This window comes from Salinispora pacifica CNR114 (genome assembly GCF_000514775.1).
GTDB classification, from domain to species: domain Bacteria; phylum Actinomycetota; class Actinomycetes; order Mycobacteriales; family Micromonosporaceae; genus Micromonospora; species Micromonospora pacifica.
Map to the genome: position 1 here is coordinate 17,843 of NZ_AZWO01000042.1, position 22,716 is coordinate 40,558.

The 22,716-nt window shown below is 68.1% G+C and carries 25 protein-coding genes and 3 pseudogenes; 11 read left to right on the forward strand and 17 right to left on the reverse strand.

Annotated elements, in window-relative coordinates:
- Nucleotides 1-237 precede the first annotated feature (237 nt).
- From B118_RS33140 to B118_RS32525, 3 genes are read left to right on the forward strand one after another with little or no spacing between them, the layout of a single operon-like run.
- On the forward strand, nucleotides 238-726 hold the full coding sequence (locus B118_RS33140; RefSeq protein WP_238324072.1) for a transposase family protein: 489 nt from the start codon (nucleotides 238-240) through the stop codon (nucleotides 724-726).
- Nucleotides 727-778: 52 nt separating this feature from the next.
- Nucleotides 779-1,369: a group II intron reverse transcriptase/maturase gene (locus B118_RS28825; protein ID WP_028188998.1), complete on the forward strand. Its 591-nt coding sequence runs from the start codon at nucleotides 779-781 to the stop codon at nucleotides 1,367-1,369.
- Nucleotides 1,342-1,590 (forward strand): HNH endonuclease, encoded by a 249-nt coding sequence (locus tag B118_RS32525; protein ID WP_202902353.1) that lies wholly within the window; start codon nucleotides 1,342-1,344, stop codon nucleotides 1,588-1,590. Before B118_RS28825 ends, B118_RS32525 begins: the two co-directional genes overlap by 28 nt.
- Before the next feature lie 500 nt (nucleotides 1,591-2,090).
- Here the strand turns inward: B118_RS32525 and B118_RS0121275 are convergent, their stop codons facing one another.
- The 6 genes from B118_RS0121275 to B118_RS0121300 form a co-directional block, all read right to left on the reverse strand.
- The gene (locus B118_RS0121275; RefSeq protein ID WP_028193386.1) at nucleotides 2,091-3,305 is read right to left on the reverse strand and encodes an acyl-CoA dehydrogenase family protein; all 1,215 of its coding nucleotides are present in this window, start codon (nucleotides 3,303-3,305) and stop codon (nucleotides 2,091-2,093) included.
- A 197-nt stretch (nucleotides 3,306-3,502) separates the two neighbouring features.
- Nucleotides 3,503-4,063: a GAF domain-containing protein gene (locus B118_RS0121280; protein ID WP_028193387.1), complete on the reverse strand. Its 561-nt coding sequence runs from the start codon at nucleotides 4,061-4,063 to the stop codon at nucleotides 3,503-3,505.
- Complete coding sequence (locus B118_RS0121285) at nucleotides 4,060-4,677, reverse strand: GTP-binding protein (protein WP_028188994.1); 618 nt, start codon at nucleotides 4,675-4,677, stop codon at nucleotides 4,060-4,062. The genes B118_RS0121280 and B118_RS0121285 overlap by 4 nt, the downstream gene beginning before the upstream one ends.
- Nucleotides 4,652-5,032 (reverse strand): DUF742 domain-containing protein, encoded by a 381-nt coding sequence (locus B118_RS0121290; protein ID WP_028188993.1) that lies wholly within the window; start codon nucleotides 5,030-5,032, stop codon nucleotides 4,652-4,654. The genes B118_RS0121285 and B118_RS0121290 overlap by 26 nt, the downstream gene beginning before the upstream one ends.
- Nucleotides 5,029-5,451 carry a roadblock/LC7 domain-containing protein gene (locus tag B118_RS0121295; RefSeq protein ID WP_028193388.1) on the reverse strand — a complete coding sequence of 141 codons (423 nt, stop codon included), beginning with the start codon at nucleotides 5,449-5,451 and terminating at the stop codon, nucleotides 5,029-5,031. Before B118_RS0121295 ends, B118_RS0121290 begins: the two co-directional genes overlap by 4 nt.
- 20 nt (nucleotides 5,452-5,471) lie before the next feature.
- On the reverse strand, nucleotides 5,472-6,767 hold the full coding sequence (locus B118_RS0121300; RefSeq protein ID WP_028188991.1) for an ATP-binding protein: 1,296 nt from the start codon (nucleotides 6,765-6,767) through the stop codon (nucleotides 5,472-5,474).
- 521 nt (nucleotides 6,768-7,288) lie between these two features.
- Here B118_RS0121300 and B118_RS33145 point away from each other — a divergent pair.
- From B118_RS33145 to B118_RS33150, 3 genes are read left to right on the forward strand one after another with little or no spacing between them, the layout of a single operon-like run.
- Nucleotides 7,289-8,392, forward strand: coding sequence for a radical SAM protein (locus B118_RS33145; protein WP_028193389.1), 1,104 nt, complete (start codon nucleotides 7,289-7,291; stop codon nucleotides 8,390-8,392).
- Nucleotides 8,393-8,398: 6 nt separating this feature from the next.
- On the forward strand, nucleotides 8,399-9,007 hold the full coding sequence (gene tmk, locus B118_RS28835) for a dTMP kinase (protein WP_050592282.1): 609 nt from the start codon (nucleotides 8,399-8,401) through the stop codon (nucleotides 9,005-9,007).
- Nucleotides 9,008-9,019: 12 nt separating this feature from the next.
- The gene (locus B118_RS33150; protein ID WP_050592281.1) at nucleotides 9,020-9,823 is read left to right on the forward strand and encodes an endonuclease/exonuclease/phosphatase family protein; all 804 of its coding nucleotides are present in this window, start codon (nucleotides 9,020-9,022) and stop codon (nucleotides 9,821-9,823) included.
- On the opposite strand, the gene B118_RS0121320 is transcribed toward B118_RS33150, so the two are convergent.
- Nucleotides 9,820-10,407, reverse strand: a complete 588-nt coding sequence (locus tag B118_RS0121320) for a class IV adenylate cyclase (RefSeq protein ID WP_238324074.1) — start codon at nucleotides 10,405-10,407, stop codon at nucleotides 9,820-9,822. The two genes, B118_RS33150 and B118_RS0121320, sit on opposite strands and share 4 nt — an antisense overlap.
- A gap of 1,128 nt (nucleotides 10,408-11,535) precedes the next feature.
- On the opposite strand from B118_RS0121320, the gene B118_RS28845 reads away from it, so the two are divergent.
- From B118_RS28845 to B118_RS0121335, 3 genes are read left to right on the forward strand one after another with little or no spacing between them, the layout of a single operon-like run.
- Nucleotides 11,536-12,504, forward strand: a complete 969-nt coding sequence (locus B118_RS28845) for an SDR family oxidoreductase (RefSeq protein ID WP_050592280.1) — start codon at nucleotides 11,536-11,538, stop codon at nucleotides 12,502-12,504.
- A complete protein-coding gene (locus B118_RS0121330) occupies nucleotides 12,501-12,884 on the forward strand; it encodes a hypothetical protein (RefSeq protein WP_028188989.1) in 384 nt (127 codons plus the stop codon). The genes B118_RS28845 and B118_RS0121330 overlap by 4 nt, the downstream gene beginning before the upstream one ends.
- On the forward strand, nucleotides 12,877-13,878 hold the full coding sequence (locus B118_RS0121335) for a pyridoxal phosphate-dependent aminotransferase (RefSeq protein ID WP_028188988.1): 1,002 nt from the start codon (nucleotides 12,877-12,879) through the stop codon (nucleotides 13,876-13,878). Before B118_RS0121330 ends, B118_RS0121335 begins: the two co-directional genes overlap by 8 nt.
- Nucleotides 13,879-14,050: 172 nt before the next feature.
- On the opposite strand, the gene B118_RS0121340 is transcribed toward B118_RS0121335, so the two are convergent.
- The 9 genes from B118_RS0121340 to B118_RS0121380 all read right to left on the reverse strand — a co-directional run bounded on the left by B118_RS0121340 (nucleotide 14,051) and on the right by B118_RS0121380 (nucleotide 21,135).
- Entirely contained in the window at nucleotides 14,051-15,517 is a 1,467-nt protein-coding gene (locus B118_RS0121340; RefSeq protein WP_028193390.1) for a tyrosine-type recombinase/integrase, read from the reverse strand.
- Nucleotides 15,518-15,610: 93 nt separating this feature from the next.
- Entirely contained in the window at nucleotides 15,611-15,886 is a 276-nt protein-coding gene (locus tag B118_RS0121345; protein ID WP_028193391.1) for a helix-turn-helix domain-containing protein, read from the reverse strand.
- 82 nt (nucleotides 15,887-15,968) lie between these two features.
- Nucleotides 15,969-16,418, reverse strand: coding sequence for an XF1762 family protein (locus B118_RS0121350; RefSeq protein ID WP_028193392.1), 450 nt, complete (start codon nucleotides 16,416-16,418; stop codon nucleotides 15,969-15,971).
- Nucleotides 16,415-17,071, reverse strand: coding sequence for a DNA methyltransferase (locus B118_RS33155; protein ID WP_080678127.1), 657 nt, complete (start codon nucleotides 17,069-17,071; stop codon nucleotides 16,415-16,417). Before B118_RS33155 ends, B118_RS0121350 begins: the two co-directional genes overlap by 4 nt.
- The gene (locus B118_RS0121360; RefSeq protein ID WP_155256589.1) at nucleotides 17,068-17,853 is read right to left on the reverse strand and encodes a hypothetical protein; all 786 of its coding nucleotides are present in this window, start codon (nucleotides 17,851-17,853) and stop codon (nucleotides 17,068-17,070) included. The genes B118_RS33155 and B118_RS0121360 overlap by 4 nt, the downstream gene beginning before the upstream one ends.
- Nucleotides 17,822-18,367, reverse strand: coding sequence for a DNA cytosine methyltransferase (locus B118_RS0121365; RefSeq protein ID WP_028188985.1), 546 nt, complete (start codon nucleotides 18,365-18,367; stop codon nucleotides 17,822-17,824). The genes B118_RS0121360 and B118_RS0121365 overlap by 32 nt, the downstream gene beginning before the upstream one ends.
- The gene (locus tag B118_RS0121370; RefSeq protein WP_028188984.1) at nucleotides 18,364-19,230 is read right to left on the reverse strand and encodes an adenine nucleotide alpha hydrolase family protein; all 867 of its coding nucleotides are present in this window, start codon (nucleotides 19,228-19,230) and stop codon (nucleotides 18,364-18,366) included. Before B118_RS0121370 ends, B118_RS0121365 begins: the two co-directional genes overlap by 4 nt.
- Nucleotides 19,227-20,219, reverse strand: a complete 993-nt coding sequence (locus tag B118_RS0121375) for a TRM11 family SAM-dependent methyltransferase (protein WP_028193395.1) — start codon at nucleotides 20,217-20,219, stop codon at nucleotides 19,227-19,229. The genes B118_RS0121370 and B118_RS0121375 overlap by 4 nt, the downstream gene beginning before the upstream one ends.
- Nucleotides 20,203-21,135, reverse strand: a complete 933-nt coding sequence (locus B118_RS0121380) for a hypothetical protein (protein ID WP_028193396.1) — start codon at nucleotides 21,133-21,135, stop codon at nucleotides 20,203-20,205. Before B118_RS0121380 ends, B118_RS0121375 begins: the two co-directional genes overlap by 17 nt.
- 464 nt (nucleotides 21,136-21,599) lie before the next feature.
- Between B118_RS0121380 and B118_RS30925 the strand changes: the two are divergent.
- Nucleotides 21,600-21,824: pseudogene (locus tag B118_RS30925) on the forward strand (IS5 family transposase); the annotation flags it as partial.
- A 139-nt stretch (nucleotides 21,825-21,963) separates the two neighbouring features.
- On the opposite strand, the pseudogene B118_RS0121385 reads toward B118_RS30925, so the two are convergent.
- Nucleotides 21,964-22,377, reverse strand: a pseudogene (locus B118_RS0121385) (IS110 family transposase); the annotation flags it as partial.
- 147 nt (nucleotides 22,378-22,524) lie between these two features.
- On the opposite strand from B118_RS0121385, the pseudogene B118_RS0121390 reads away from it, so the two are divergent.
- A pseudogene (locus tag B118_RS0121390) lies at nucleotides 22,525-22,716 on the forward strand (hypothetical protein); the annotation flags it as partial.

Consider the following 22,716-nt stretch of genomic DNA (forward strand, 5'->3'; position numbering starts at 1 on the left):
GGGCGATGAGTGGGAGAAGCCGCCGGTCGGGCGTCCGCACGTGTTGCCGCTGGCCACGGCGGTGATCGCGGTGCTGTTCGGACTCCGGCACAACATGCCCGACGAGGTCCTCGGCGAGGTGTTCGGCTGTTCGCAGGCCACGATCACCCGCTATCACCAGATCCTGCAGCCGATCCTGCGCTGGGTCACCCGTCCTGAGGTCGACCAGCGCGCCTGGAGCAGACCCGCCGTGACGGTGTGCTGGTTGACGGGTTCGTCGCCCCGGTCGGCGAACGCGAGTCCTACCACGGACTGTTCTCCGGCAAGAAACACCTGTCCGGGCAGAACGTGCAGGTCATCGCCAATCTCGATGGCCGCGTCGCCGACGTCGGCGAACCCGTCAACGGCGCCCGCCACGACGCGGCGGCGTTCTTCATCTCCGGCATCGCCGAACGCTGGGCCAGCCACCTCACCGACGGACCAGGCATGATCGGCGACGGCGGCTACCAGGGCACCGGCCCGATCACCCCGCACAAGAAACCACCCGGTGGGGAACTGACCGCCCAGCAAAAGGCGTACAACTACAGCGTCAACCGGCTCCGCGCCGCCGTCGAACGCGCCATCAGTCATCTGAAGAACTGGAAGATCCTCAAGACCGGCTACCACCGGATCATGACCGACTTCCCCGACGTGTTACGCACCGCCACCGCCCTGGAGATCTTCAGAACCGCCGCACCCGGGTTTTGAATGACCCTCCGAGCAGATCAAGTCGCGGATCGCGACGTTCCTGCGCGAGGATATGAAGCTGGAACTGTCCCAGTCCAAAACGTTGATCACCCACGCCGCCAGCCAGGCGGCGCGGTTTCTCGGCTACGAAATCCGAACCCAACGAGCCGACAACAAGCTCGACCGTCGCGGTCAACGGTCAGTCAACGCCGCGATCGGGTTGTTCGTGCCCAGGGACGTCATCAGGCAGAAGTGCGTGAACTATATGCGCGAAGGTAAACCGGCTCAACGCGGTTCGCTACTTCACGATCAGGACTTCACCATCATCGCGAAGTATCAGGCCGAGTACCGGGGGCTGGTCCAGTACTACCTCCTCGCCCAAGACGTGTTCCGCCTGGACACCCTGCGCTGGGTCATGGAGACCTCGATGCTCAAAACCCTCGCAGGTAAACACAAGTCCACCGTCACCAAGATGGCCAGAAAGTACAAGACGGTCATCGAAACCCATGACGGAAACGAACCTGTTTCCAGGTCACCGTCGATCGGGACCGGGGCAGGAAACCACTGGTCGCCCGCTTCGGCGGGATCCCGCTCAAACGCCAACGCACAGCCGTCCTTACCGACCTGTCACCGATCATGGCCAGCACAAAGCGAAACGAGTTGATCCACCGGCTCCTCGCCGACTGCTGCGAGATCTGCGAATCCCGGACGAACATCGAGGTTCACCATGTCCGCAAACTCGCCGACCTCAACCGCCACGACCGACCCGACAAACCAGCATGGGTGCACCTCATGGCCAAACGGCGCCGCAAAACCCTCGTTATCTGCCGGGCCTGCCACGAGAACATCCACGCCGGAAGGACAACCGCACCCACCCGGAACTGACCACTGGAGAGCCGTGTGACGAGAAATCGTCCAGCACGGTTCGGGAAGGGGCCGACGGAAAAGGACCCACACCACGGGCACCTCGCCGGCGGCCTACTTCACTCGGCGAGCGGCCCGGGGAAACGGGCCGGTGGCAACACCGGAACCGCGCCCCGGGCCGACTCAACAGGCTGTAGGTGCCCGTGTCGGCGGGATGTTCCCAGAAGACGCCGAACGCGGCGTGGTAGGCGTCGGTGAGTTCGTCCGGGTCGACCCGCGAGGTGAGGCTGGCCGCGAGCTGGCTGCCCACCCTGACGCCGTGAGCCAGGCTCGTCTTGGTGTCGACCAGGGTGTCGTCCACGTCGAAGCTGATGGCGACGGGTGGCCTCAGCGGAAGCGGGCCGAGCCGCGCGTGGAGGTACTGCGCCAGCACGGGCAGCGTGTCTGTTGGCTGTTCGCTGGCCATGGTGGGGGTCAGCATGCGACGCCCGCTCCTCTCGTTCCGGGCCGGCACATGGGTTTCACCGCGCTACGCTCTTCTCAAGGCGGCTGGGCGAGGCGGCTTTGAACCGGGTGGACCAGGGTTGTTTGGTGGCGTCGAGGGCGTGTTCGGCCAGTCGGAGGCGTTGGATGTCGGAGGTGCCGGCGGGGGCGAAGATGTGCAGGGCGTCGCGGAGGTAGCGCTCGATGGGTGATCGCTGCGGGTGGAGGCCGTGTGCGGCGTGGATCTCCATCGCGGTGCGGGCAGAGTCGATCGCGTATTCGGCGTTGATCAGCTTGGCGTTGATGAGTTCGGCGTCGCAGGGCTGCCCTCTGTCGAGCAGGTGCACCGCGTGGTAGGCGGCCAGCCGGGCGGTCATCAGCCGGGACTGGATGTGACCGAGCTGCTGCATCACCGTCGGCAGGTCGGCCAGCGGCTCACCGTAGCGGCGCTGGCCGGCCGCGTAGGCGACCGTGGTGTCGAGGATCGCCTGGTGGATGCCGAGGGCGACGGCGGCCAGATTGGGCCGGCCGTACAGGATGCTGGAGGAGTAGGCGACGTCGAGGCCGTCTCCTTCGCCGCCGAGCCGGTTGGCCGCGGGGACGCGGCAGTCGCTGAAGGTAATTTCGCCGAAGCTGAAGCCGTGCAGGCCCATGGCTGGCTGGTGCGGCGTGAGGTGTACGCCGGGCCGGTCGGCCTCCACCAGGAAGGCGGATAGTCCGCGGTTGCCGGGTCCGGTGCGGGCGACGACGCCGTGCAGGTCGGCGATGTGGCTGTTGCCGACCATGGTCTTCGTGCCGGTGATGAAGTAGTCGTCGCCGTCGCGGACAGCGGTGGTGGTCATGCCGAGGACGTGGCTGCCGGAGCCGGGTTCGGTGACGGCGATGGTGGGCAGGCAGGTGCCGGCGGCGATAGGGGGTAGCCAGGTCTGCTTCTGCTCGTCGCTGCCAAAGTGGATGATCTTCGCGACGCCGAGTTGGGATGCCTGAATCATGGCGCCCATGGCGGCCGATACCCGGGACAGTTCCTCGATGATGATGGTCTTGGCGAGGTGGCCCAGTCCGAGTCCGCCGTGGCCGGGGTCGATCGTGACGCCGAGCCAACCTTGGCGGGCGATCTGCCGGGACAGGTTGTGCGCCACGGTCCGGGATGCCTCCAGTTCCGGGATGTGGGGTCGGACTTCGGTCTCGGCGAACGCGCGGACCGTGTCCCGCAGGTGTGTGTGACGGGGGGTGAGGTGGTAGCCGTTGACCATCTGCCGATCTCCTCGTGAGTCGCCCACGGTGCCCTCCGGCGGCGGTGGGTTACGCCGCCGGGTGGGACCGTGGTGGGGGTGCTGTCACAAGCAGTTCCTGGAACTTGAGCTGCCGACCGGCCGGAGCGACGGGTGTGTCCCATGTCCGCTGGATGAGGTCGGTAGCGCGATCGGAGGTTGTCGGGCCTTCCAGGGAGTTACCGGGGAGGGCGTTCTCGCTGGTTGATGAGCTCGGACAGTTCGGCGGCCAGGTTCTTGATGGTGGTGAGCCCTTCCTGGCCCCAGGCGCGGGGCTCGGTGCCGACGACGCAGATCGTTCCCAGGGTGGTGCCGGTGTGGTCGATCAACGGGGCGCCCAGGTAGGTGCGGATGCCGAGCTGGTCGACAACGGGGTTGCCGGCGAACCGTGGGTAGGAGCAGACGTCGTCGAGCACGAGCGCCTTGCGCCGGGCGACGACGTGCGGGCAGAACCCCTGGTCGCGAGACATACGGCGGCCCGGTTCGAGTGGGGTGACCGGTGCCGATATCCCCGGCTGGGTGGTCCGGGCGGTGTACAAGCCGGCGAAGAACTGGCCGTGCTCGTCGAGGAAGTTCACCATCGCCCACGGCATGGCGGTGGTCTGTGCCAGCCTGCGGGCGAAGTCGTCGAACTCCCGTTCGGGCCTGCCGAGTCCGAGCGCCCGCAGCCGGTGCAGCCGCTGCGGCGCCTCCCGGTCGGGCGGGGTCAGGGGTTGCGGCTCGAAACTGTCGCTGGTCATGCTCGGCTGCCTGCCTCTATCGACGGATTAGCGGATACGGGCGGGGGGTCGGTGAGCATCAGGTGCCGCAGGAGCGCCACCAGGACGGCGGTCGCGGACCGTGGGTGGCGGGCGTCGCACATCACGAGCGGCACCTCGGGCCGCAAGCTCAGAGCCGCCCGCACCTCAGGAGGGTCGTAGCGGTGGGTACCGTCGAACTCGTTGACGGCGACCAGGAACCGCATGTGCCGGGATTCGAAGAAGTCCACGGCGGCGAAGCAGTCCGGCAGGCGGCGGGTGTCGACCAGCACCACCGCGCCAAGCGCGCCGTGGCACAGCTCGTCCCACATGAACCAGAATCGGTCCTGTCCTGGCGTGCCGAACAGGTACAGCATGTTTTCGGAGTCGATGGTGATGCGGCCGAAGTCCAACGCCACGGTGGTGGTCGTTTTGCCCTCCACCCCGGTGAGGTCGTCGGTGCCAACGCCGGCCTCGGTGAGTAGTTCTTCAGTGGACAGCGGTGGGATCTCGCTCGTCGCGGCGATGAAGGTGGTCTTCCCGACGCCGAACCCGCCGGCGATCAACACCTTGAACGCGTTCGGTGTCCAGTCAGAGTCGTTGCTGTAGTCCGGCAAGAAGCTTCTCCAGGATCGGTCGGTCAGTCGGGTCGGCGACCGGGCTGGGTGGGCGGGTGCGTACCGCGCCGACCGCCACCAAATCCGCCAGCACCACCTTGGCGATCGCCGCCGGTAGCCTCATCCGGGCGGCCACCTCGGCGACGGTGGTCGCGACACCGCACAGGCGCAGGGCCACGTCGTGGTCCGGCTCCAGCCGTCCTCGAGGTGGCGCGCCGGTGGCGACAACCCACGACAGCAGTTCCATCGGGTGCGTGGGCCGGGTCCGCCCCGCGCTGACGGTGTAGGGGCGCACCAGGCGTCCGGCCGCGTCGTCGAGCCAGGTTTCCTGATGTGCACCGCCGGCGGTGGTCATCGAACGGCGGGGACCGGTGCACCGGCGCCGCGGGCAGGTGTCGCCAGATAGGGCCGGACGCTTTTGACCATCTGCGACATCTCGTAGCCGAGTACGCTGACATCCGCCTGGCGGCCCGCCAGCACCGCCAAAACCGCGCCTTCACCCGCCGCTGTGACGAACAGCAGCGTCTCGTCGAGTTCGGCCAGCACCTGTCGCACGCCGTTGCTACGGTCGAACCTCTCGCCGGCGCTGCGGGCCAGGGAGAACAACCCGGAGGCGATCGCCGCCAAGTGGTCCGCGGCGTCATTGTCCAGTCCGTGGGCGGCCCGAGGCAGCCCGTCGGACGACAGCAGAAGTGCGCTGCGGGTGTGTGGCACGCGTTCCGCCAGGCCGGACAGCAACCAGGCCAGTTCCTGGCCAGGCGTCTTGGTCGTCACAGCACAACTCCTTCTCACGATCAACGGGGGTCGCCGCTCGCGGCGGCGCCGCGCAGGAAACTGGCCATCATGGTCGGGTCGTGGTCGCCGGCCGGGCGGTTCACCGACGCCGGACGGCTCTGTCGTAGCGGGGCGGCCAGGTGTGCTTGCCGCTGACGGCGCGGCAGCGCGGGGCGGGCAGCCCCGCCGTTCCCGCCCGTTTGACCGGTGGCCACAGCAGGAACGGGGCCTACCGGGAACGCCTCGGATGGCGCGGCTTGCGTCTCCTCGGGTGGCGGCGCGGGTAGGCGGTTACGCGCGCTGGCCGGCGATGGCGGGGTACCGATCAGTGGCGATGGCACCGTCGGGGTTCCTGTTGGCCCGCCCGACGATGGCGTTTGGCCTAGGTCCACGGCCGTCGGTTGCTCGGCCGTTCGGTCTCCGAGCAACGCCGCCGGCAGGACTACCACCGCCTGCATGCCGCCGTAGACGTTGCTTTGTAATAGGACTTCGATGCCGTGCCGGTGGGCCAGCGCGGAGACGACCCACGCCCCGATCCGGCCGTCGCGCAGTAAGTTCCCGACATCCACCCGGCTCGGGTCCGCCAGCAGAGCGTTCACGCGATCCTGCTCAGGATGTGGCATCCCCAGACCGCGGTCATCAACCTCGACCGCCACCCCGGCCGCCACCCGGCGAGCACGCACCGTTACCTCCGTGTGAGGAGGTGCGAAGGCGGTCGCATTTTCGATCAATTCGGCGAGCAGGTGCACGACGTCGGCTCCCGCATGCCCCTGCATTGTTCCCTCGACCGGTGGTACGACCCGTACTCGCGCGTACTGCTCCACCTCGGCGATCGCCGAGCGGAGTACCTCGACCAGCGGCAGCGGGCGGCTCCACTGCCGCCGCGGCACGGCCCCTCCGACCACCGCTAGGTTCTCCGCATAGCGGCGCATGCGGGTCGCGAGGTGATCGACCTGGAACAACCCCTTGAGCAAGTCCGGGTCCTCGACCTGCGCCTCCAGGACATCCAGCAACTGGATCTCCCGATGCACTAAGCCCTGCAACCGCCGTGCAAGGCCGACATACACCTCTTGCTGCCCCGCCACCGGCTGCCCCGCAGCGGGCGGGATGGCCACTGCGGCGCGGGCAACGGACCGGGCGATTGCACGACCGTAAACGAAAGCGCTGGTGACAATCGCGAGGCACGCCACCGCAGCGCACAGGACCACCAGTGTGGCAGTCATCGGGACTGGACCCGGCGCCAGTGCCAGAACCGAGACCGCCGTCCCCACGCCGATCACCGCTACCGCAGCCGCCGGCGCCACACACACCCGCATCAGTTGGACGTGCAGGCCAGTCCTGTGCGGCCCTCCGGCCGCCGCGTCGAATCGGACTTGCACCCTGCCTCCCCAGTCGCAGGTGGCGCGAGCCGCAGGCTCGCTCCACCGGCTGCGACGCCGGCCGGCCTCGGACGGTGGCGCGCTACCTGCCGTACCCGGTCGGTTCCTGTGTCGCAGCGATCGATGTCAGAACTCAGTTATGGCGAATGTGTTTGGCGTCGAACACCGTCGACACGAAGAATCGACATGAGATCCGTGCCGCCTGTCAGCCACGCAACTGCCCAAGCCGTCCTCGAATCGAACATTCGCGCCGTTCAGATCGACGAGCGGACCATGGCTACTACCGCGAATCGAGATGGCATGCGAGACGAACGTGTCCGGACGTCTGGCCGTGTCGGATTTCGGTGTCGAGGGTGTTCGACACGAACAGATTCCCCGTTAACTAGATCGAAAGTCCCGTGAGCCCGGCCAGGCGATGCCAACGCCGCCCTGGGAGCGGGCGGGTACCGGGAGGGCTTATGAGTAAGCGGTTGGTCGTCGATACTCACGCTAGCTCCTGCTATTTCCGGACCTCCGTGGAGGACGGCGAACGCAAGGCGCTGGTGCAGATCACCGAGCGGTGCAACCTGCACTGCGCTCACTGCTTTGTCTCATCGACACAGGCCGGGATGGACATCACGCTCGACGATATGGTCGAGGCGGTCCTGCCCCGGCTCCGGCGAGCCCGGGTCGCGCGGTTGACGCTTACGGGCGGGGAGCCCTTCGTCCATCCTCATCTACTGGAAATCTGCGCTGCTGCATCTGGAATGGGGCTGGCCATCAAGATCTGCACTAACGCCACCCAGACGAGCGACAGACAGATCGCCGCGCTCGCCGCGCTGGGCAAGGTGCGGGTCAACGTCAGCTTCGACGGGTTCCGCTCCGCCTCGCATGGCCGGTTTCGGGGTAACCGGGACTCCTTCACCGTCACCCGGGAAACGACGCGTAAGTTTGCCGAGGCCGGGCTGCTGCACGGCATCTTGTCGACGCCCAACGTGCTTACCCAGCCGGAGGAGTTCGCCGAGCTGTGCACGTTCGCCGCAGACTTGGGAGCCGAGTATGTGTTGATGAACCCGCTGTCGAGCTTCGGCCGGGGCGTGAAGTCTCACCGGCGGCTCGCCGCGCCGGAGCAGACGATGCGGGCGATCGCCGCCGCCACCACGCCCCTAGCCAGCCGCGTCGAGTTGGTGCCAATCCGGTTTCCGAACGACAGCCGGCCCCTATCCGGCTGCGACGCCGGCACCCTGATCTACGTCTTCGCTAACGGCGACACGGCGGTCTGCCCGTACCTGGTCTTCGCCGCCCGGACACCGCAGTCCCAACACACCGACCGGGAGTTTCTGATCGGCAACATCCTCAACGGGGAGATCTCCGACACCCTCGATCAGTACCGTTTTCACGACCGCTACCAGGTCGGGGCCAACGCAACCTGTGGCGCATGCACGTTAAGCGGTTCCTGCGGCAATGGCTGCCCGGCAGCGGTGGTCGCCGCCGGGAAGCGCATCGGTGAACCGGACGCCGAACAGTGCCCGCCCGAGGCCGTCCGGCTCCCGCTGGTGTCGATCCAACCTGTCAGAGCCTGACGCGTCGTGTTGATCGTGATCGAGGGACCCAACGGCGTTGGGAAGACAACCATCGCGAGGCTACTGGCCGAGCGACTGCGCCATCGCGCCGATCAATCCGTGCACCTGACGACCGAGCCCACCAGGACCCGCCTGGGCGAGCTGCTTCGCGAGGCCGAGGCCATCATCCACGGCCGCGCTCTCGCGCTCGCCATCGCGGCCGACCGCACCATGCACGTCGAGGACGAGATCATCCCTACGCTCGACGCCGGCAACATCGTGATCAGTGACCGGTACGTGCAGTCCTCGCTGGTGCTGCAACGGGTTGACGCGGTCGACCTACGGGAGATCTGGAGCTACAACCGGTACGTCCTGCAACCCGCCATCTCGATCTATCTGGTCGACGACTCGCGTACCATCGCCAGGCGACTCGCCGCACGTCGGCGCTTGACGAGGTTGGAGGCCACCGGCACTCCCGAACGCGAGTTGCAGCTCTACGACCAGGCGTTCGACTTCCTTGGCCGCCAGTCATGGCATCAGGCGAAGATCGATTGCCGGGAGCGGGACCCGGACCAGGTGGTCTCCGCCATCCTCGATATTCTCAGCCCCTTGCTCGCCCGCCGCCCGGCGGCCTGACAGTCTCGCCTCGTGCTATCGATCCTGACCTTGAACATCCAGGCCACCTCCCGGCGGCGTGCCGAGCCGCTGGTGCGGTGGCTCGCCGGCCGCCCGGAACAGGTCCTCCTGCTGACCGAAACCAGCGGCGGTGACGGTACTGCCTATCTGCTCGACCAGTTCCGCCGTGCCGGCTGCCAGGTGCAGCATCCGCCCCTGCCCGGCGACCGCGGCGCGGCGATGATCAGCCGCGTGCCGGTCACCGCCCGGCCGGATATCACCGCTGGGCTGAGTATCCCCGGGCGAGCCGTCGCCGCCACTGTTCACACCGATCCACCGATGACGGTGCTCGGCATCTACGTTCCGTCTAGCAACCGTGCCCCCGGCAGGGTCGAGCGCAAGCGGACGTTCCTCGCCTCCCTCGTCGACACGCTCGATCGCATGCCCGACGACGAGCGGACACACCTGGTGCTCGGCGGGGACTACAACGCCGTCACTCGCGACCACCAACCGGCCTATTCCGGTGTGTGGCTGCCGTTCGAGTACGCCCTGTTCGACGCCCTCACCGCTGCCGGCCTCACCGACGTACACCACTATCTCGCGCCAGGCGTCCAGCAGCACAGCTGGTACGGCCGGGCCGGCAACGGCTACCGCTTCGACTACCTGCACGTCGGCGCCGCCTTGCGCGACCGGCTCTGCGGTGGCCGCTACCTGCAGGAGCCCCGCGAGCAGCGCCTCACCGACCACGCGGCCGTCACCCTGGACCTGGACCTGCTGGTCGACACGATCGACATTCGCCCCCTGCCGGCGGTGGCCGAGCCGGCGACCCTGTTCTAGGTCATCGCCATCCGCGCACGGATCAGCGAATCGTAGGTGTCCATCGTGCGTTGCAGTGGCACCCCCAGCGTGACGGCGAACCGATCCAACTCGGCCTGGACCCGCTCACCGTGGTCGCCGACGGCGATGCGCTCGATCTCCAGGAATGCACCAAGCCCGTCTACCTCGTCCAAGCAGAGCGACATCGGCCCGATGGTGGCCGTGCGGCGCGTCTTGCGAATCCTCACCGTCGGGTAAAAGCCTAGCTGCTGAATCGCGGCGTGCATTTGCTCCCGATCTGCCACCTCGGTCTCGTGCTCAACACACGACTGCTCATTGGCCACCGGCGTCTTGACCGTCAGCAGATGTCGACCTCGCTCGGTACGCAGACGCGCAAACGGTACCCCGATCTTGGACTGGCCGTACGCCCAACCGACCCTCGCGTACGCCTGATCATCCTGAACGATCGGCGCTGACAGGACCCCACCACGCATCCTGAGAGCCCCCTCCAACGCCGAGAGGTCGCCGATGCGGTACTTGACCTCCACCTCGTACGTGGACAGCTCGGTCGTACTTATCGTCTGGAGTGTGTCGATGCCCGTCACGTCGTCGTACCCTACGGCGCGACCACCCAGGCCGGTGTATCACCGCGCCCAAGGGCACTGTCACATTGGCTACTCCCGCGAATCGAGATGGCATGCGAGACGAACGTGTCCGGACGCCCTGGGACGAAGCCATCGCTGATGTAGAGGCAAGCGCGCCCGATGAAATTCGACCTATGTATAACGACCGACCAGCACGAACCTGCGCAAGCAGTCACCCTAACCGATGTCGCCCTAATGGTCGTTCACAGACAGAGCGGCGAGCGAGGCGGGGACAAGGAGAATGCAGGCACCTGACAGAGCGGGAAAATTTCGTGAGTGGCAGGCGCGTGCGGTCTACCACCGCTCACTGCCCCTTCTCCGTAGCGGATCGGGCTTTTCGTTCTCGACAGGGTGAAGCCGGGGTCAGCGGTCAGGATGGCGCCGGTCAGATACGTCGGCCGGCGCCACCGCCTCGCCGATGCCTCGCGAGGGTCCGGTGACTAAGTGGCGCGGCCGGCCAACAACTTCCGCCGGCACCTGCTGCGATTGCGGTGGAATGGCTCACGGTTGTCACGCTTTCCGGGCGAGCGCAGCGTACTGGGGCAGCATTGCGCCGTCGGTTGTCTTGTTGCGCCACAGCGAGCAGGACACGAGCCCGGGATCGATCAATTACAGGCCGTTGATGAGGTGTCGGATTTCGCCGCTGCTGCGGACGCGGATCGGCGGCCTAGCGTGTTTGTTCCAATACTCCATGGCCGTGCGGTTGACCTCACCGCTGAGTTCGTAGGTCGCCGGTGTCGGAAACCCTCGACACGGATTTTCGACTCGGGATAGGGCCACCTGCCCTGGCCGGTTTAGATGTCACGGGAAGGCCCCGAAATAAGAAATTTTCACCTCAATGTCGCTGTCCATCGAGATTCTCGGAGATGAGTTTTCACACTGCGTCCAGCCCTGACTGGGAAACGAGGTACCTCTTCACTTCGAGTCACCGACGACTCGATGTCGAAAATCCGTGTCGAGCGTGGCCGACATGAACTCCGCTGCGTGAGGGTCGTACTACGGGTCTCCGCCGGCGAACGCGGGCGAACCCGAGGCATACGAGACGTGCTCAATTCCTGACAGCCCGCGAACGGTCCTCTGGAGGTACTCATGACTTCCCAGCCGGCAAAGGTCGCCGCCAGCGGCCGTCGTGACGGCCCGCAACGGGTCATGGTGACCGGTGCCGCGGGCATGCTGGGATCCGCAGTGCTAGCGGCGCTGGACGAGACGGGTGCTCAACTGGTCCGGACCGACATCAAGCCGGGGTGGCTCCAGCTCGACGTCCGCGACCGGGCCGCTGTCAATCACATGATGGGGGTCTTCAGCCCCGATCTGGTCATCCACCTTGCCGCTGCGACCGATCCGGAGGCGTGCGAGACAGACCCGCAGCTCGGCTGGTCAACGAACGCCACCGGTACGGAGAACGTCGCGCTCGCCGCCGCAGTCATGGGCGCGACGCTGGTGTACGTGAGCACGGCGCGGGTGTTTGACGGTGCCACCGACCGGCCGTACGTCGAGTCCGACGAGCCAAACCCGGTCAATGAGTATGCGCGGTCCACGCGTTGCGGCGAAGGACTGGTCACCGAGCTCTGCGAGCGCTCGTTCGTGGTGCGGGCGGGTTGGCTGATGGGTGGGGGCCGGGACCGGGATCGCACGTTCCTCGGTGCGGTCCTCGGGCAGCTTCGCGACGGCGCCGACACGATCTTCGCCGTCGGTGACCAGTTCGGCTCGCTCACCTACACCGTCGACTTCGCCCGCCGCCCGCTGCGCCTGGTCGACACTGACCGGTACGGGCTGTATCACATGGTCGGCTGCGGCGGGCCGACCCGGGCGGAGATCGCGGCGCACATTCTGCATGAACTCGGCCTCGCTGGGCGGGTGCGGCTGGTGACAGTCGATTCGGACCACTTCGCCGACCGGTACCCGGTGGCCCGGCCTCGCTTTGAGGTGCTACGCAATGCCGCCTTGGAAGATCTGGGCCTTAACGACATGCGTCCATGGGAGTTCGCGCTTAGTCACTACCTGCGGACCGAGTGGTCGGATCTCGACCAGACCCTTGCCTCGCAGGTGACGCGATGAACCCCACCAGCAGCGACGATCCGCTCAAGCCTCGGGTTGACGATGGCATCCGGATCCGGCTCAAGAGTAGCTACCGCGGCGAGCAGCGCACACGCTGTGCCGTGTACCGCCAGGAGAGCCTCTACGGGCTCAAGCATTCGGTAGAGGGCTGGGTCACGCGATGCCCGAGCAGCGCCGAGGAACTCGGCGTGCACCTGCCCGCCACCCTTACGGACTACGGCGCCCGGGCCCGGCTGCGCCCACTGCTGGACGAGCTGACCTTCACCCGTCGGATCGAGAACTTGTTTGCCGAGTTCCTCAGCCGCCGCGGCCTCAATCCAGCAGAACACCGGACGATCCCGCTGGCCCCGGTAGCCGTTCCGGAGGGCGGCAATGTTTGAACCCCGCGCGACGAGTACTTACGGCCCGTCGCCTGTCGGCCTCGCGGGCATCACCGCACCACCCGATTTCACCACCGCACCAGAACCGCACTCCGCCAGTCTGCGGCACGCCCTCGCTGGCCGGTACTCGCTGCCGCCCGAGGCGTTCGTCGTCGGCGCGGACACGGCAATCCTGCTGCACCACCTGGTCGCTCGTGCCGCCGCCTCCGGTGGCGGCGAAACCGTCTACTCGGAGCCGTCGTGCCACCTGTACCGCTCACTCACCGTCGACTACGGGCTGATCGGCCGAGCGGTGCCGCTACGCGACTACCGCCACGACCTATCCGGCCTCGTCGGCGCGGTGTCCGAGCGGACCCGGATCGTCCTGGTCGACAGTCCGCATAACATCACCGGCACCACCACGCCGCTGTCCGACCTGGTCGCCCTCGCCCAGGTTGTGCCCGACCGCGCGGTGGTCGTGCTCGACAACGTCAACGGCGAGTTCCAGGACGACGACGAGTTCGACAGGTGGTTCCGCGACCTCGTCGAGCGCAGGGTGCCGATCATCGTCTGCCGCAGCCTTTCGAAGACACGCCGGCTGTTCGGGCTGCGTGCCGGCTACATGATCGGGGCTCCTGCCGTGCTGGGCGCGCTCGGGCCGATCCTCCTGCATTACGACATCGGCACGCTGACCCAGGTCGCCGCGCAGGCCAGCCTCGCCGACCATGCAACGTTCGAGGCGAACCGGCACGTGGTCGTTGAGGGCCGGCATCGGCTCGCCGCAGTGCTCGACGAGGCTGGGATCCCGTTCGCGCCCAGTGAGTCCACCTCGATCCTGCTCCACGCCGGCCCTGCGGCCAGCCAGCTCGCCTACCGGCTGTCCAGCGCGGGCTGCGGCCTGCGCAGCCCATCAACCGGTGGAGTACCGGCGGGTCACATCCAACTCTTCATTGACAGCGCCGACACTCCGGCACGCGTGGCGAGAGTGCTAACTGAGTGGCAGGAGCCGCAATGAAGATCACGGTCTCGTCATCTACACGGGTGGAGCCGTGGGTGCGCTCTCCCGGTATGCCCGGGGCAGCGGCCGGTTGTCGGTGCACCGGCTAGACACGATCGAAACCATGCCGCACGGGAAGGCACGGTGCTGGGTCGCCGCGACCTTCCCCGACGCCGTGTTCGCGTTCGCGCTACGCCGTCTTCGGGCGGTTCCTGCGCGGGATCAGCTTGGTCGTCGCCGCGGCCGTGGCCTTCTTCAACTCCGCTAACACCGAGGTGTAGGTGTCGGCGGTCAGGTTGTAGGAGGAGTGGCCGAGGGTGTCCTGGATCTCCTTGATGGTTGCTCCGGTAGCGAGCATCAGGGTCGCGGCAACGTGCCGGAGATCGTGGAACCGTACCGGTGGCAGCCCGCTGCGTTCGACGAGCCGGTCGAACCGGCCCGTGACCGTCTCCGGGTGCCACGGCTGGCCGTCCCGCTGTCTCACGAAGAAGATGTCGCTGTCGACCCAGGCGTCACCGGCGGCGACCTTCCACGCCGCGCGGCGGAACAGGTACCGGCGTAGGCTCGTTACGCTCTCGTCGCTGATTTCGACGACCCGGTCCCCGGCCGCCGACTTCACCGCCTTCTCGACGATCTTGTAGCCGACGCTCGTGCGCTGGGTGGTGATGGTGATCGCGGAGGCTTCCAGGTCGACGTCGTAATCGTGCAGGCCGCACAACTCACCCCGCCGTGGCCCACAGTGAACAGCCAGATCGAACAGGGCATACAACTCGCGATCCTCGGACTCCGCGAAGTCCAGAAACTCGCCCACCTGCGCCGGTGTCCAGACCATAACCGGGCTGGGCCGCTGGCCGGTGTGTCGCCACCGGTTGACCGCCACATCCGTCCACAACCGAGGCCTCGGCGGCCTGCCGGACTCCAGCTCGACCGACTCGGCCGGGTTGTACTCGACTAATTTATGGCGGTAGAGCCGGCGTGCGTCGTTGAGCGCCTTGCGTAGCGTCGCGAGGATCCGCTGCTGGCTGGCATCGCCGACGGTGCGGATCCCCTTGACCGCGTCGCGAATCTCTTTGACGGGGCTGGCTTTGGCGGCGAGGATCTCGGCGTTGCGGGCGTCGATCGTCGCGAACACCGACTCGATGTGCGCGACGCCGAGTTCCTGCAACGCCACCTGCCCCAGATGCGGCGTCCAGTACTTGTCGATGTGGTCCTGGTAGCTGCGCCTAGTCGCCGGTGCCAACTTGGTCCGACCCTTGATCCACTCGGCGAGGTACTCGCCGAGGGTGAGCCGGTTGTCGGCGGGCACGTCGGCGCGGATGCGGCGGGCGACGTGATCAGTGTCGGGAAGCGGCTGGTTTGGCTTGCACGCCTGCAGCAGGTCGGCGATCTGCCGGCGCAGCACCTCGTCGCGGCCAGCGAGGTCGAGCAGCGTGCGGGCGTGGTCGCGTTCCTGTGCGGCCTCCTCGCGGGTGTCGAAAGCGGTGCGGCGTAGCTGCCGCCGCTTTCCGGCGGCGTCGACCGGGAGTTCGAGTTGGTACCGCCACGAGCCGTGGTGGGGGTTCCAGCCGTTGCCCCGGCGTAGCTTGGGGCACCTGGCGCCGAGGCGCGTGCCGCCCTCACGGCAGCCGCAGCGTTTGGTGATGGATCCGTCTGCCATGACGAGTTCTCTCCTCGCCGATGTCGCCGTTGGCGACCATCGGATTGTCGGGTGTCCGTTGGGTGGTGATCACCGCTCGTCTCGGCCGCGTGATCAAGTCGTGGACGGCGGGGTGGGGTGTTCGGTGGGGACGCTGAGGGCGGTGAGGATCGCGGCGACGGAGACCCGGTAGCGGGATCCGACCCGCAGCACCGGCACCGGTAGCCGGTTCCCACGTGCCAGCTCGTAGGCGCTGTTGCGGGACAGGCCGAAGATCTCGCCGACGGTGGCGACGTCGGTGACCGTCCCGAGCGCGCGGATGCGCTCGACGGTCCACACCGAAGCGGGTACGGGGGCGTCGTCTGCGGCAGTGCTGGCCGTGCTGTCCATGAGGTTTCGTCCTTTGGGAGAGGGGGAAGGGCCCGCCACCGTGGTGGCGGGCCCTTGGATGGATGGTTCGCTGGTGTGGTGGTCAGCTCGATGGTTCCCAGCGGCTCCGCGCGATATCGGCGGTGCCGTGGTCGATGCGGGGGCGGCTGGGTCGTGACCAGCCCGGTTGCGGTGGTCGGGAGGCGACGATTCGCCACCCGCTCGCTCGGAGGCTGGCTCCGCTTTCCCCGTCTTGGGTGTAGGTGACCAGGCGCCGGTAGCCCAATGCCCGGGCTGCCTGCCACGCCGCCGCGTACAGCAGCGAGTTCGCGTGACGGGTGCCGTCGGTGGCGACCCTGGTGACCTCGAGCGTCAGGCCGTCGTCGAGCATCCGGGCGACCGGACGCCCGACGACGGCGACGCCGACCAGGACATCATGTTGGGCCGCACCTACGCTGAACTTGTGACCGCGCGGCGGCCGGTGATGCCTGTGCCACTCCGCGACGAAGCGGCAGGCTTCGGCGAAGGTGACTGGAACGGTTCGCAGGCTCACCCGCCGTCCTCCCCAAGCGTCTTCTCGGGCAGGTGCGGGGCGAGTCGGATCAGGGCCTCGTCGTGGAACGCGGCGCTGATGTCGATGCCCACGTAGCGGTGGCCAAGCTGGAGTGCGGCGAGCGCCGTCGTCGCCGCTCCGGAGAACGGATCCAGGACGCGGCCACCAGGCTGGCAGCCGGCCGCGATCGCCCGCAGCGGCAGATCGATGGGGATCGGCGCCACGTGCGAGCCCCTGTAGGGGCGGGTCGCGATCCGCCACACATCGCCCGGGTTACGACCGCAGGGATGGGCGGCGGTGTGGGCGTGGCCGAGCGGGACAAGGTTGCCCGCACCGGCCCGAGGCCGGTCGACATACTCCTCGACGGTCGGCTCCAGCCCGTACTGCGGGTCGACCCACGTCGCCCCGCACCGACCGCATGACGCTCCGCCAATCCGCCGATCCGCTCGCAGCGGGTGCGGACAAGCGGGGTTGCCGCCGCGCCACGTGCCGGTGCCGTAGTCGCGCAGCGACCAGAACGGAGGGCTGGTGACGATGGAGTCGACGCTCGCATCCGGCATGGCGGTGAGCACCTGGCGGGCGTCGCCGAGGTGCAGCTCGACCGGGCCGACCTTCCGGTACCGGTAGGCGTCGAGCAAGGTGGGATCGGTCATTCCGGCACCGCCCACCGGTACGGGCACAGCAGCAGCCGCAACGCAGCCGCGGCCTGTTGCGGGACAACGCCGTTGCCGAGTACGCGCAGCGCGCCGGTGCGCGGCAACCCAAGCGTCGGCTCGGTCACCCACTGCCAGTCGCGGCCCATGAGCCATTCCACGAACGGCGGGGCCAGGACCGGCCTGCCGTGCCGCCCTTGTTGGGTCGGCTCCGGCACGGGCCGGCCGAGCAACAGCTCCCACCGCGCTACCGCTTCGGCGTAGACGCCCCACCGGTCGGCGTCTGGCTGGCCCAGCCCGGCAACGGTGGTGCGTAGGTCGGCGCCACCGTCGCCGTGCCGGCCGGGCCCGCGAGCGTCGGAGGCGCGCGGGGTGGGCAGGGTCCGGGCCGGTACCCGTACGGCCGCCGACGGGAGGGTGAGGTCCCCGCGTGACCCGCGTTGCGCCGGGCAGCCCTTGGTTCCGTCGGTTGCCCTCGGTGTGGGCAGCAGCACCTGCGACAGTGGGGGCCGCCACCCCGCGCCGGCCCGCCGGCCCAGGGTGCCGGTGTCGCTGGCTCTCGGCGTCGGCAGCAGCCGAGCGGCGTCGGTCAGAGTCCGTCCCGCATGTCCGCTGGGTGTGGTTCGTCCGGGGGCGGCATTGGCCGACGATCTGCTGTCGGCCACGGTCGGGGTGGGCAGTAGGCCATGGCGAGTACCGCCCGGCTCGACCAAATCCGGCAACCCGTATTGGTGGCCGGGGCCCTTGCCGTCACGGGCGCACGGCGTCGGCAGCCTCGGCACCCCCTCCCTCCGCGGGAGTGGCCAGCAGGAACAGCCGGTCTCTGCGGTGTGCTGCGCCGATGTCGGATGCGCGTAGGCACGTCCAGCTCGTGTCGTACCCGATCTCGGCCAGGTCGGCTTGGACGACGTCGAGTCCTCGTCTGAGGAGGGCGGCGACGTTCTCCACCGCGACGAGGCGGGGTCGAAGTACGCGAACGGCTGTGGCGACGTGCTTCCAGAGGCTGGAGTGTTCCCCTGTGATTCCTTGCCGTCGCCCTGCGTTGGAGATGTCTTGGCAGGGAAATCCGGCGGTGAGGATGTCGACTGGCGCGACCTGGGCCCATTCGACGACGCTGATGTCACCGAGGTTGGGGACCTCTGGCCAGTGGTGGGCGAGGACGGCGTTGGCGTGCCGGTTGGTTTCGGCGTACCAGGCGAGTTGGCCGCCGAGCACCAGCTCGACGGCCAGGTCGAGTCCGCCGTACCCGGTGCAGACGGATCCGATCCGTGGGCGGGTGGTGTGATCAATGCTCACGCCACCTCCCCGCGTCCGGTGTCCGCGACTGTCGGCTCGTCGTGCGGGCAGGTCCACGGCCCGCAGCCCGGCATGTCCGTCGGCTGCGGGCGTGGACGCAGAACCACCTCGTCGAGCGGCACCCGTGCCCTGTGCAAGAAGAACTGGCCCCGCAGCGGATGCCCATCGGCGTTGGCTCGCGCGGAGCCGTTGCGGATGGAGTGGTCGAACGCGACCGCGTCCGCCCACTCCTGTGGGCTGTGCTCGTGCAGCATGACCCAGAAGCCGTCGTCGTGGTACGGACAGCCCACGCACGATGACTTCGGGGTGTCCCCAAGTCCCTGCTGGTGCAGGTAACGGAGGCAGTCGGTCCGCCGCCAACCGAGGTCGAGCAGTGGGTGTACGTTTCGCATGTAGCCGACGTCGGAGTCGCGGGCTCGGCCGATCTCGTCCAGGCTGATGCCGATCGCCATCTCCGCCCGGACTCCGGCCGGTACCCGAGCGGGGTGCGGGTAGCCAAGCCGGCGCCGCACCTCGGCCTTGATCGGTTTGATCTTGTACTCGGAGGTGCATTGCCGTCTCGCCATGCCCCGCTCGCCGTTCGGGCCGAGCGTGAACAAGGGCATCGAGGCGAAGCGGTGCCTTGGGTCGAGCGCGTCGGCCCGGATGTCTCCGGTGCTGACGCGCACGACCTCGATCCCGGCCCGCTCGGCGATACCGGTCAGCCGGTTCAGATGCTGGTAGACCGTTGAGGGTTCCCAGCGCGTGTCGGCGAAGATCGCCGCGTCGAATCGTGGGATCCTGCCCTGTGCGGCCAGCAGCAGGAGCGTGGAGCTCTGCACGCCGGCACCCAGGGACAGGTAGCGGTGGGTGGGTGCGGTCACGCAACCACCTCGGTTCCGTCTTCTGGCGACGTCCCCTTGGCGAAGACCAGGACGTCTTCGTGGGCGATGAGGTGCATCGGCACCCCGCCGGCCCTGGCCTTTCGCACCTGCTGGAGCTGGAAGAAGCTGGGGCGGGCGACGAGGTGCCCGTCGCGGACGGCCGCGAGCAGCGCGATGCACCGCTCGATCGGGACGAGGCCAGCGCGGAGACCGGCGGCGATGACGGCGCTGGGCAGGTCGACCAGCTCTCCTCGCTTGCGCCACGGCCTCGCGGTGACTATGACGACGCCGCCCGGCCGCAGCAGGGTGGCGCAGCCGCCCAGGATCTGCGCGAACCCGTCGGCGAGGCCGGTGAGGTCGCGGTAGGCGAGGTTGCCCTTGTCCTCGCCGTCGTTGTACCGGTCGTCGTACTTGACGACCCCGCCCTCGCCTGGGCGGACCAGTCCGTGCACCGTCGGCCCGTACGGCGGTGAGGTGACCACGAGCGCCACCTGGCCGGTGAGTGCCTTCGGTACGAGCGACATCAGTCGGGTGGCGTCGCCGCGGATCACCGACGCGCGTCCGCTGGCACCCTGGTCGTGGGCGTGGCGGATGTTGGCATCGGCGATGTTGCTCCACTGCGGCTCGTACTCGATGCCGAAGGCGTCACGGCCGGCGTGGACCGCCTCGACGAGGGTGGTGCCGATCCCGCACATCGGGTCTAGGACCAGGTCACCGGACTGGGTATAGGCGCCGATCGCGTGGGCGGCGATCGCCGGCAGCATCCTGGCGGGGTGCTTGACCGACTCCGGCACGTACCGGCCGCGCCGTTGCACTGGGCCGGTCGACTGGGCGGTGGCCCAGACAGACAGGCCCTCGGGGTCGGCGCGGTGGCGACCCTCGTACTCCCGATGCCGGTCCGCGTAGTCCTCGCCAGCGGCGGGGCTGGTGTTGTCTGGCTCCTGCGGGCCGGGCCCTTCGGCTGCGGTGCGCTTAGGCACGGCGACCACCGCCGTTGCCGCGTCGTCCCGACTCGGGCGCCGGGGCTGTGCGCGGTGTAAACACCAGCAGGTCGGCATGCACCCGCAGGTGAGCCACCGCCCACTGTTCGGGGTTGGCGTGGGCCAGGGTGAGCAGTTCCTCGTCGGTGACGACGTGGTAGACGAACTGGTCCCCGTCGGTGTCGGCTTCCACCGCGACGATGTGCTGCAGGTAGCCGAGCCCCGCGCTGGAGGCAGCGGCCACGAGGGGACCGAAGTCCTCCGGCGTGGGCTGGGTGCCAGCGGGCACGCCAACCACGAGGACGAGGCAGCCGCCGGGACGCAGGAGCCGCGCGCAGGCGGCCAACAGCCAGGCGAGCCGGACCCGTGCGGTCGTGTCCGCGTCGTGTAGCGGCCAGTAGGCGACCACCAGGCTGGTGGCTGCGTCGAGGGGGCCATCCTCGGGCGGCCGGACGGCCGCGGTGTCGGTGCCGGACAGGTCGGAGTCGGTGAGGTCGTCTCCGAACCACTCGGTCAACTCGGGCGGCTCCTCGCCGTCGCCGTCGTCGGCCTCCGGCTCGTGCGAGGTGGGGAGCGGGTTGGTCTCGGTCGCCGTCTGCAGGCCGGTGGTGGCCGGACCGATGAGCAGGCCGGAGCCGTCGGTGAACCAGGCGCGGTGGTGTTGGCGTTCGCCCCGGCTGCAGATCGCAGCCAGGGCGTGGTCGTTGGTGAGGTCGACGACCGCCTCTCCGCGCCGGCTGTAGGCGGCGACGAGGCGGTAGGCGAGACGGGTGGGCAAGCTGGTGTGGGTTTCGGCGTCGGTACGGGCCGTGCGCCAGACCGTGATCGGTACCGGCGGGTCGCCGGCGATCAGGTCGATCAGGGTGGAGTCGGCCGGCTCGATGTGGTCGGCCGGGTTGTGCTGGTGCGGCGTGTGCTCGCTCATGTGTTGTCGGCTCCGCGCCGCGCCGTGAAGCGCTGACACCCCCAAACCGGGGTTTGTGAGTCCTGGCGAACACTTGCCGCGCTCACAGCCGCTCACAGGGGCGGGCTCGGCGGCGTCTCGTCCCGGTTGGTAGGTGTTTCTCCGGCCTGCTCGGCGTGGCGGACGAGCAGCCGCAGGTGCGGGCTGTCCGCTAGGTGTCCCTAGCTCCGGCACTTCTGTCAGTCACGGTGTGTTACTGACAGAAGTGGCGAGCGTGGGCGGTCGCGACCTGTTGCGAGATATGGATCGCCGCGTTGACCAGCACTGTGAGAGATGTCTGCGTGTCAAAGGTTCGAGCCGATGGCGCCGGCACACGTGTCTGTCACAGCTTTGTCGTGTCAGCGGATCCGCGACTGTCACAGGTGCGCGGCGAACTGGCACGGGTGGGCGGGTGGCGACCTGTGACACGACCGCTGTGAGAGGACCTTGGCGTTGACGTCGAGACCGTCACCAAAGGCCCCCAGGTCAAGGGCTTCAGCGTGGTCAAACGGCGATGGGTTGTCGAACGCACCCTGGGCTGGCCCATGCACCACCGCCGACTTGTCCGCGACTACGAAGCCCGACCCGACAACTCCGCCAGCGTGATCACCGTCGCCATGATCGACAACCTCACTAAACGCCTCACCGCCGAAAGCACCCCAACCTGGCGAGAACCCCTACAACCACAACACACAAAATACGTGAATCAGACGTCCTCTCAGATCGCGGTGATCTGTCAAGGCCCGGTGAGTAGTTGTCTTTGAACAACGCCCAGCCTCTGACAGTGCAGACATCCCGTGTGAATTGGTGTCAAGCTGCGGCGTGTTCGAGGCGTTCTGTGAGGTTGGGCCAGGCGGTCTCTTCGTCGTAGATGGTCTTGGTTTTTAGGCAGCCGTGGAGCACGCCGACGAGTCGGTTACCGAGCTGGCGCAGCGCGGCGCGGTGGCCGACGCCGCGGGCGCGGAGTTGGTCGTAGTAGCGGCGGGCACCGGGGGAGGCACGTATGGCCGTGAGCGCTTGCAGGCCAACTGCGTCGATGAGCCGGTTGTTGTGTACGTGGCGGGCCAGCACGACCTTCCTCTTGCCGGACTGCCGCGTGATCGGGCTGGTGCCGGCGTAGTTCTTGCGGGCCTTGGCGCTGGCGTAACGGGTCTTGTCGTCTCCGAACTCGGCGAGCACCCGGGCGCCGAGCACAGCGCTCAGCCCGGGCTGGCTGACGTAGATTGCCGGTCCGCGTCAGCAGGAGCCGCCCCTGGCCGGGGCTTCCGTGTCCGAACCGCGCGCCACCGATGTGCGTAGAAGGACCCGACATGATCCCAAACCCAGAATCCACCGCACCTGCCGTACGGCGCACGGGGCGGTGACCGCCTCATGGACGACACCTTCCTGCGGCGCGCCGCAGGCGCCGCCGGCTACCGCCTCGCGACCGACCGGCTGACCGAGGCCGCGATCGAGCAGCCCGAGCATGTCGCGAACTGGATCGCCGCCGCCGCCCGCTACACCGCCACAAGCAGGATTCAGCGCCTGCTGACCGACGCCGCACAGCAGCTACGCGACCGGCTC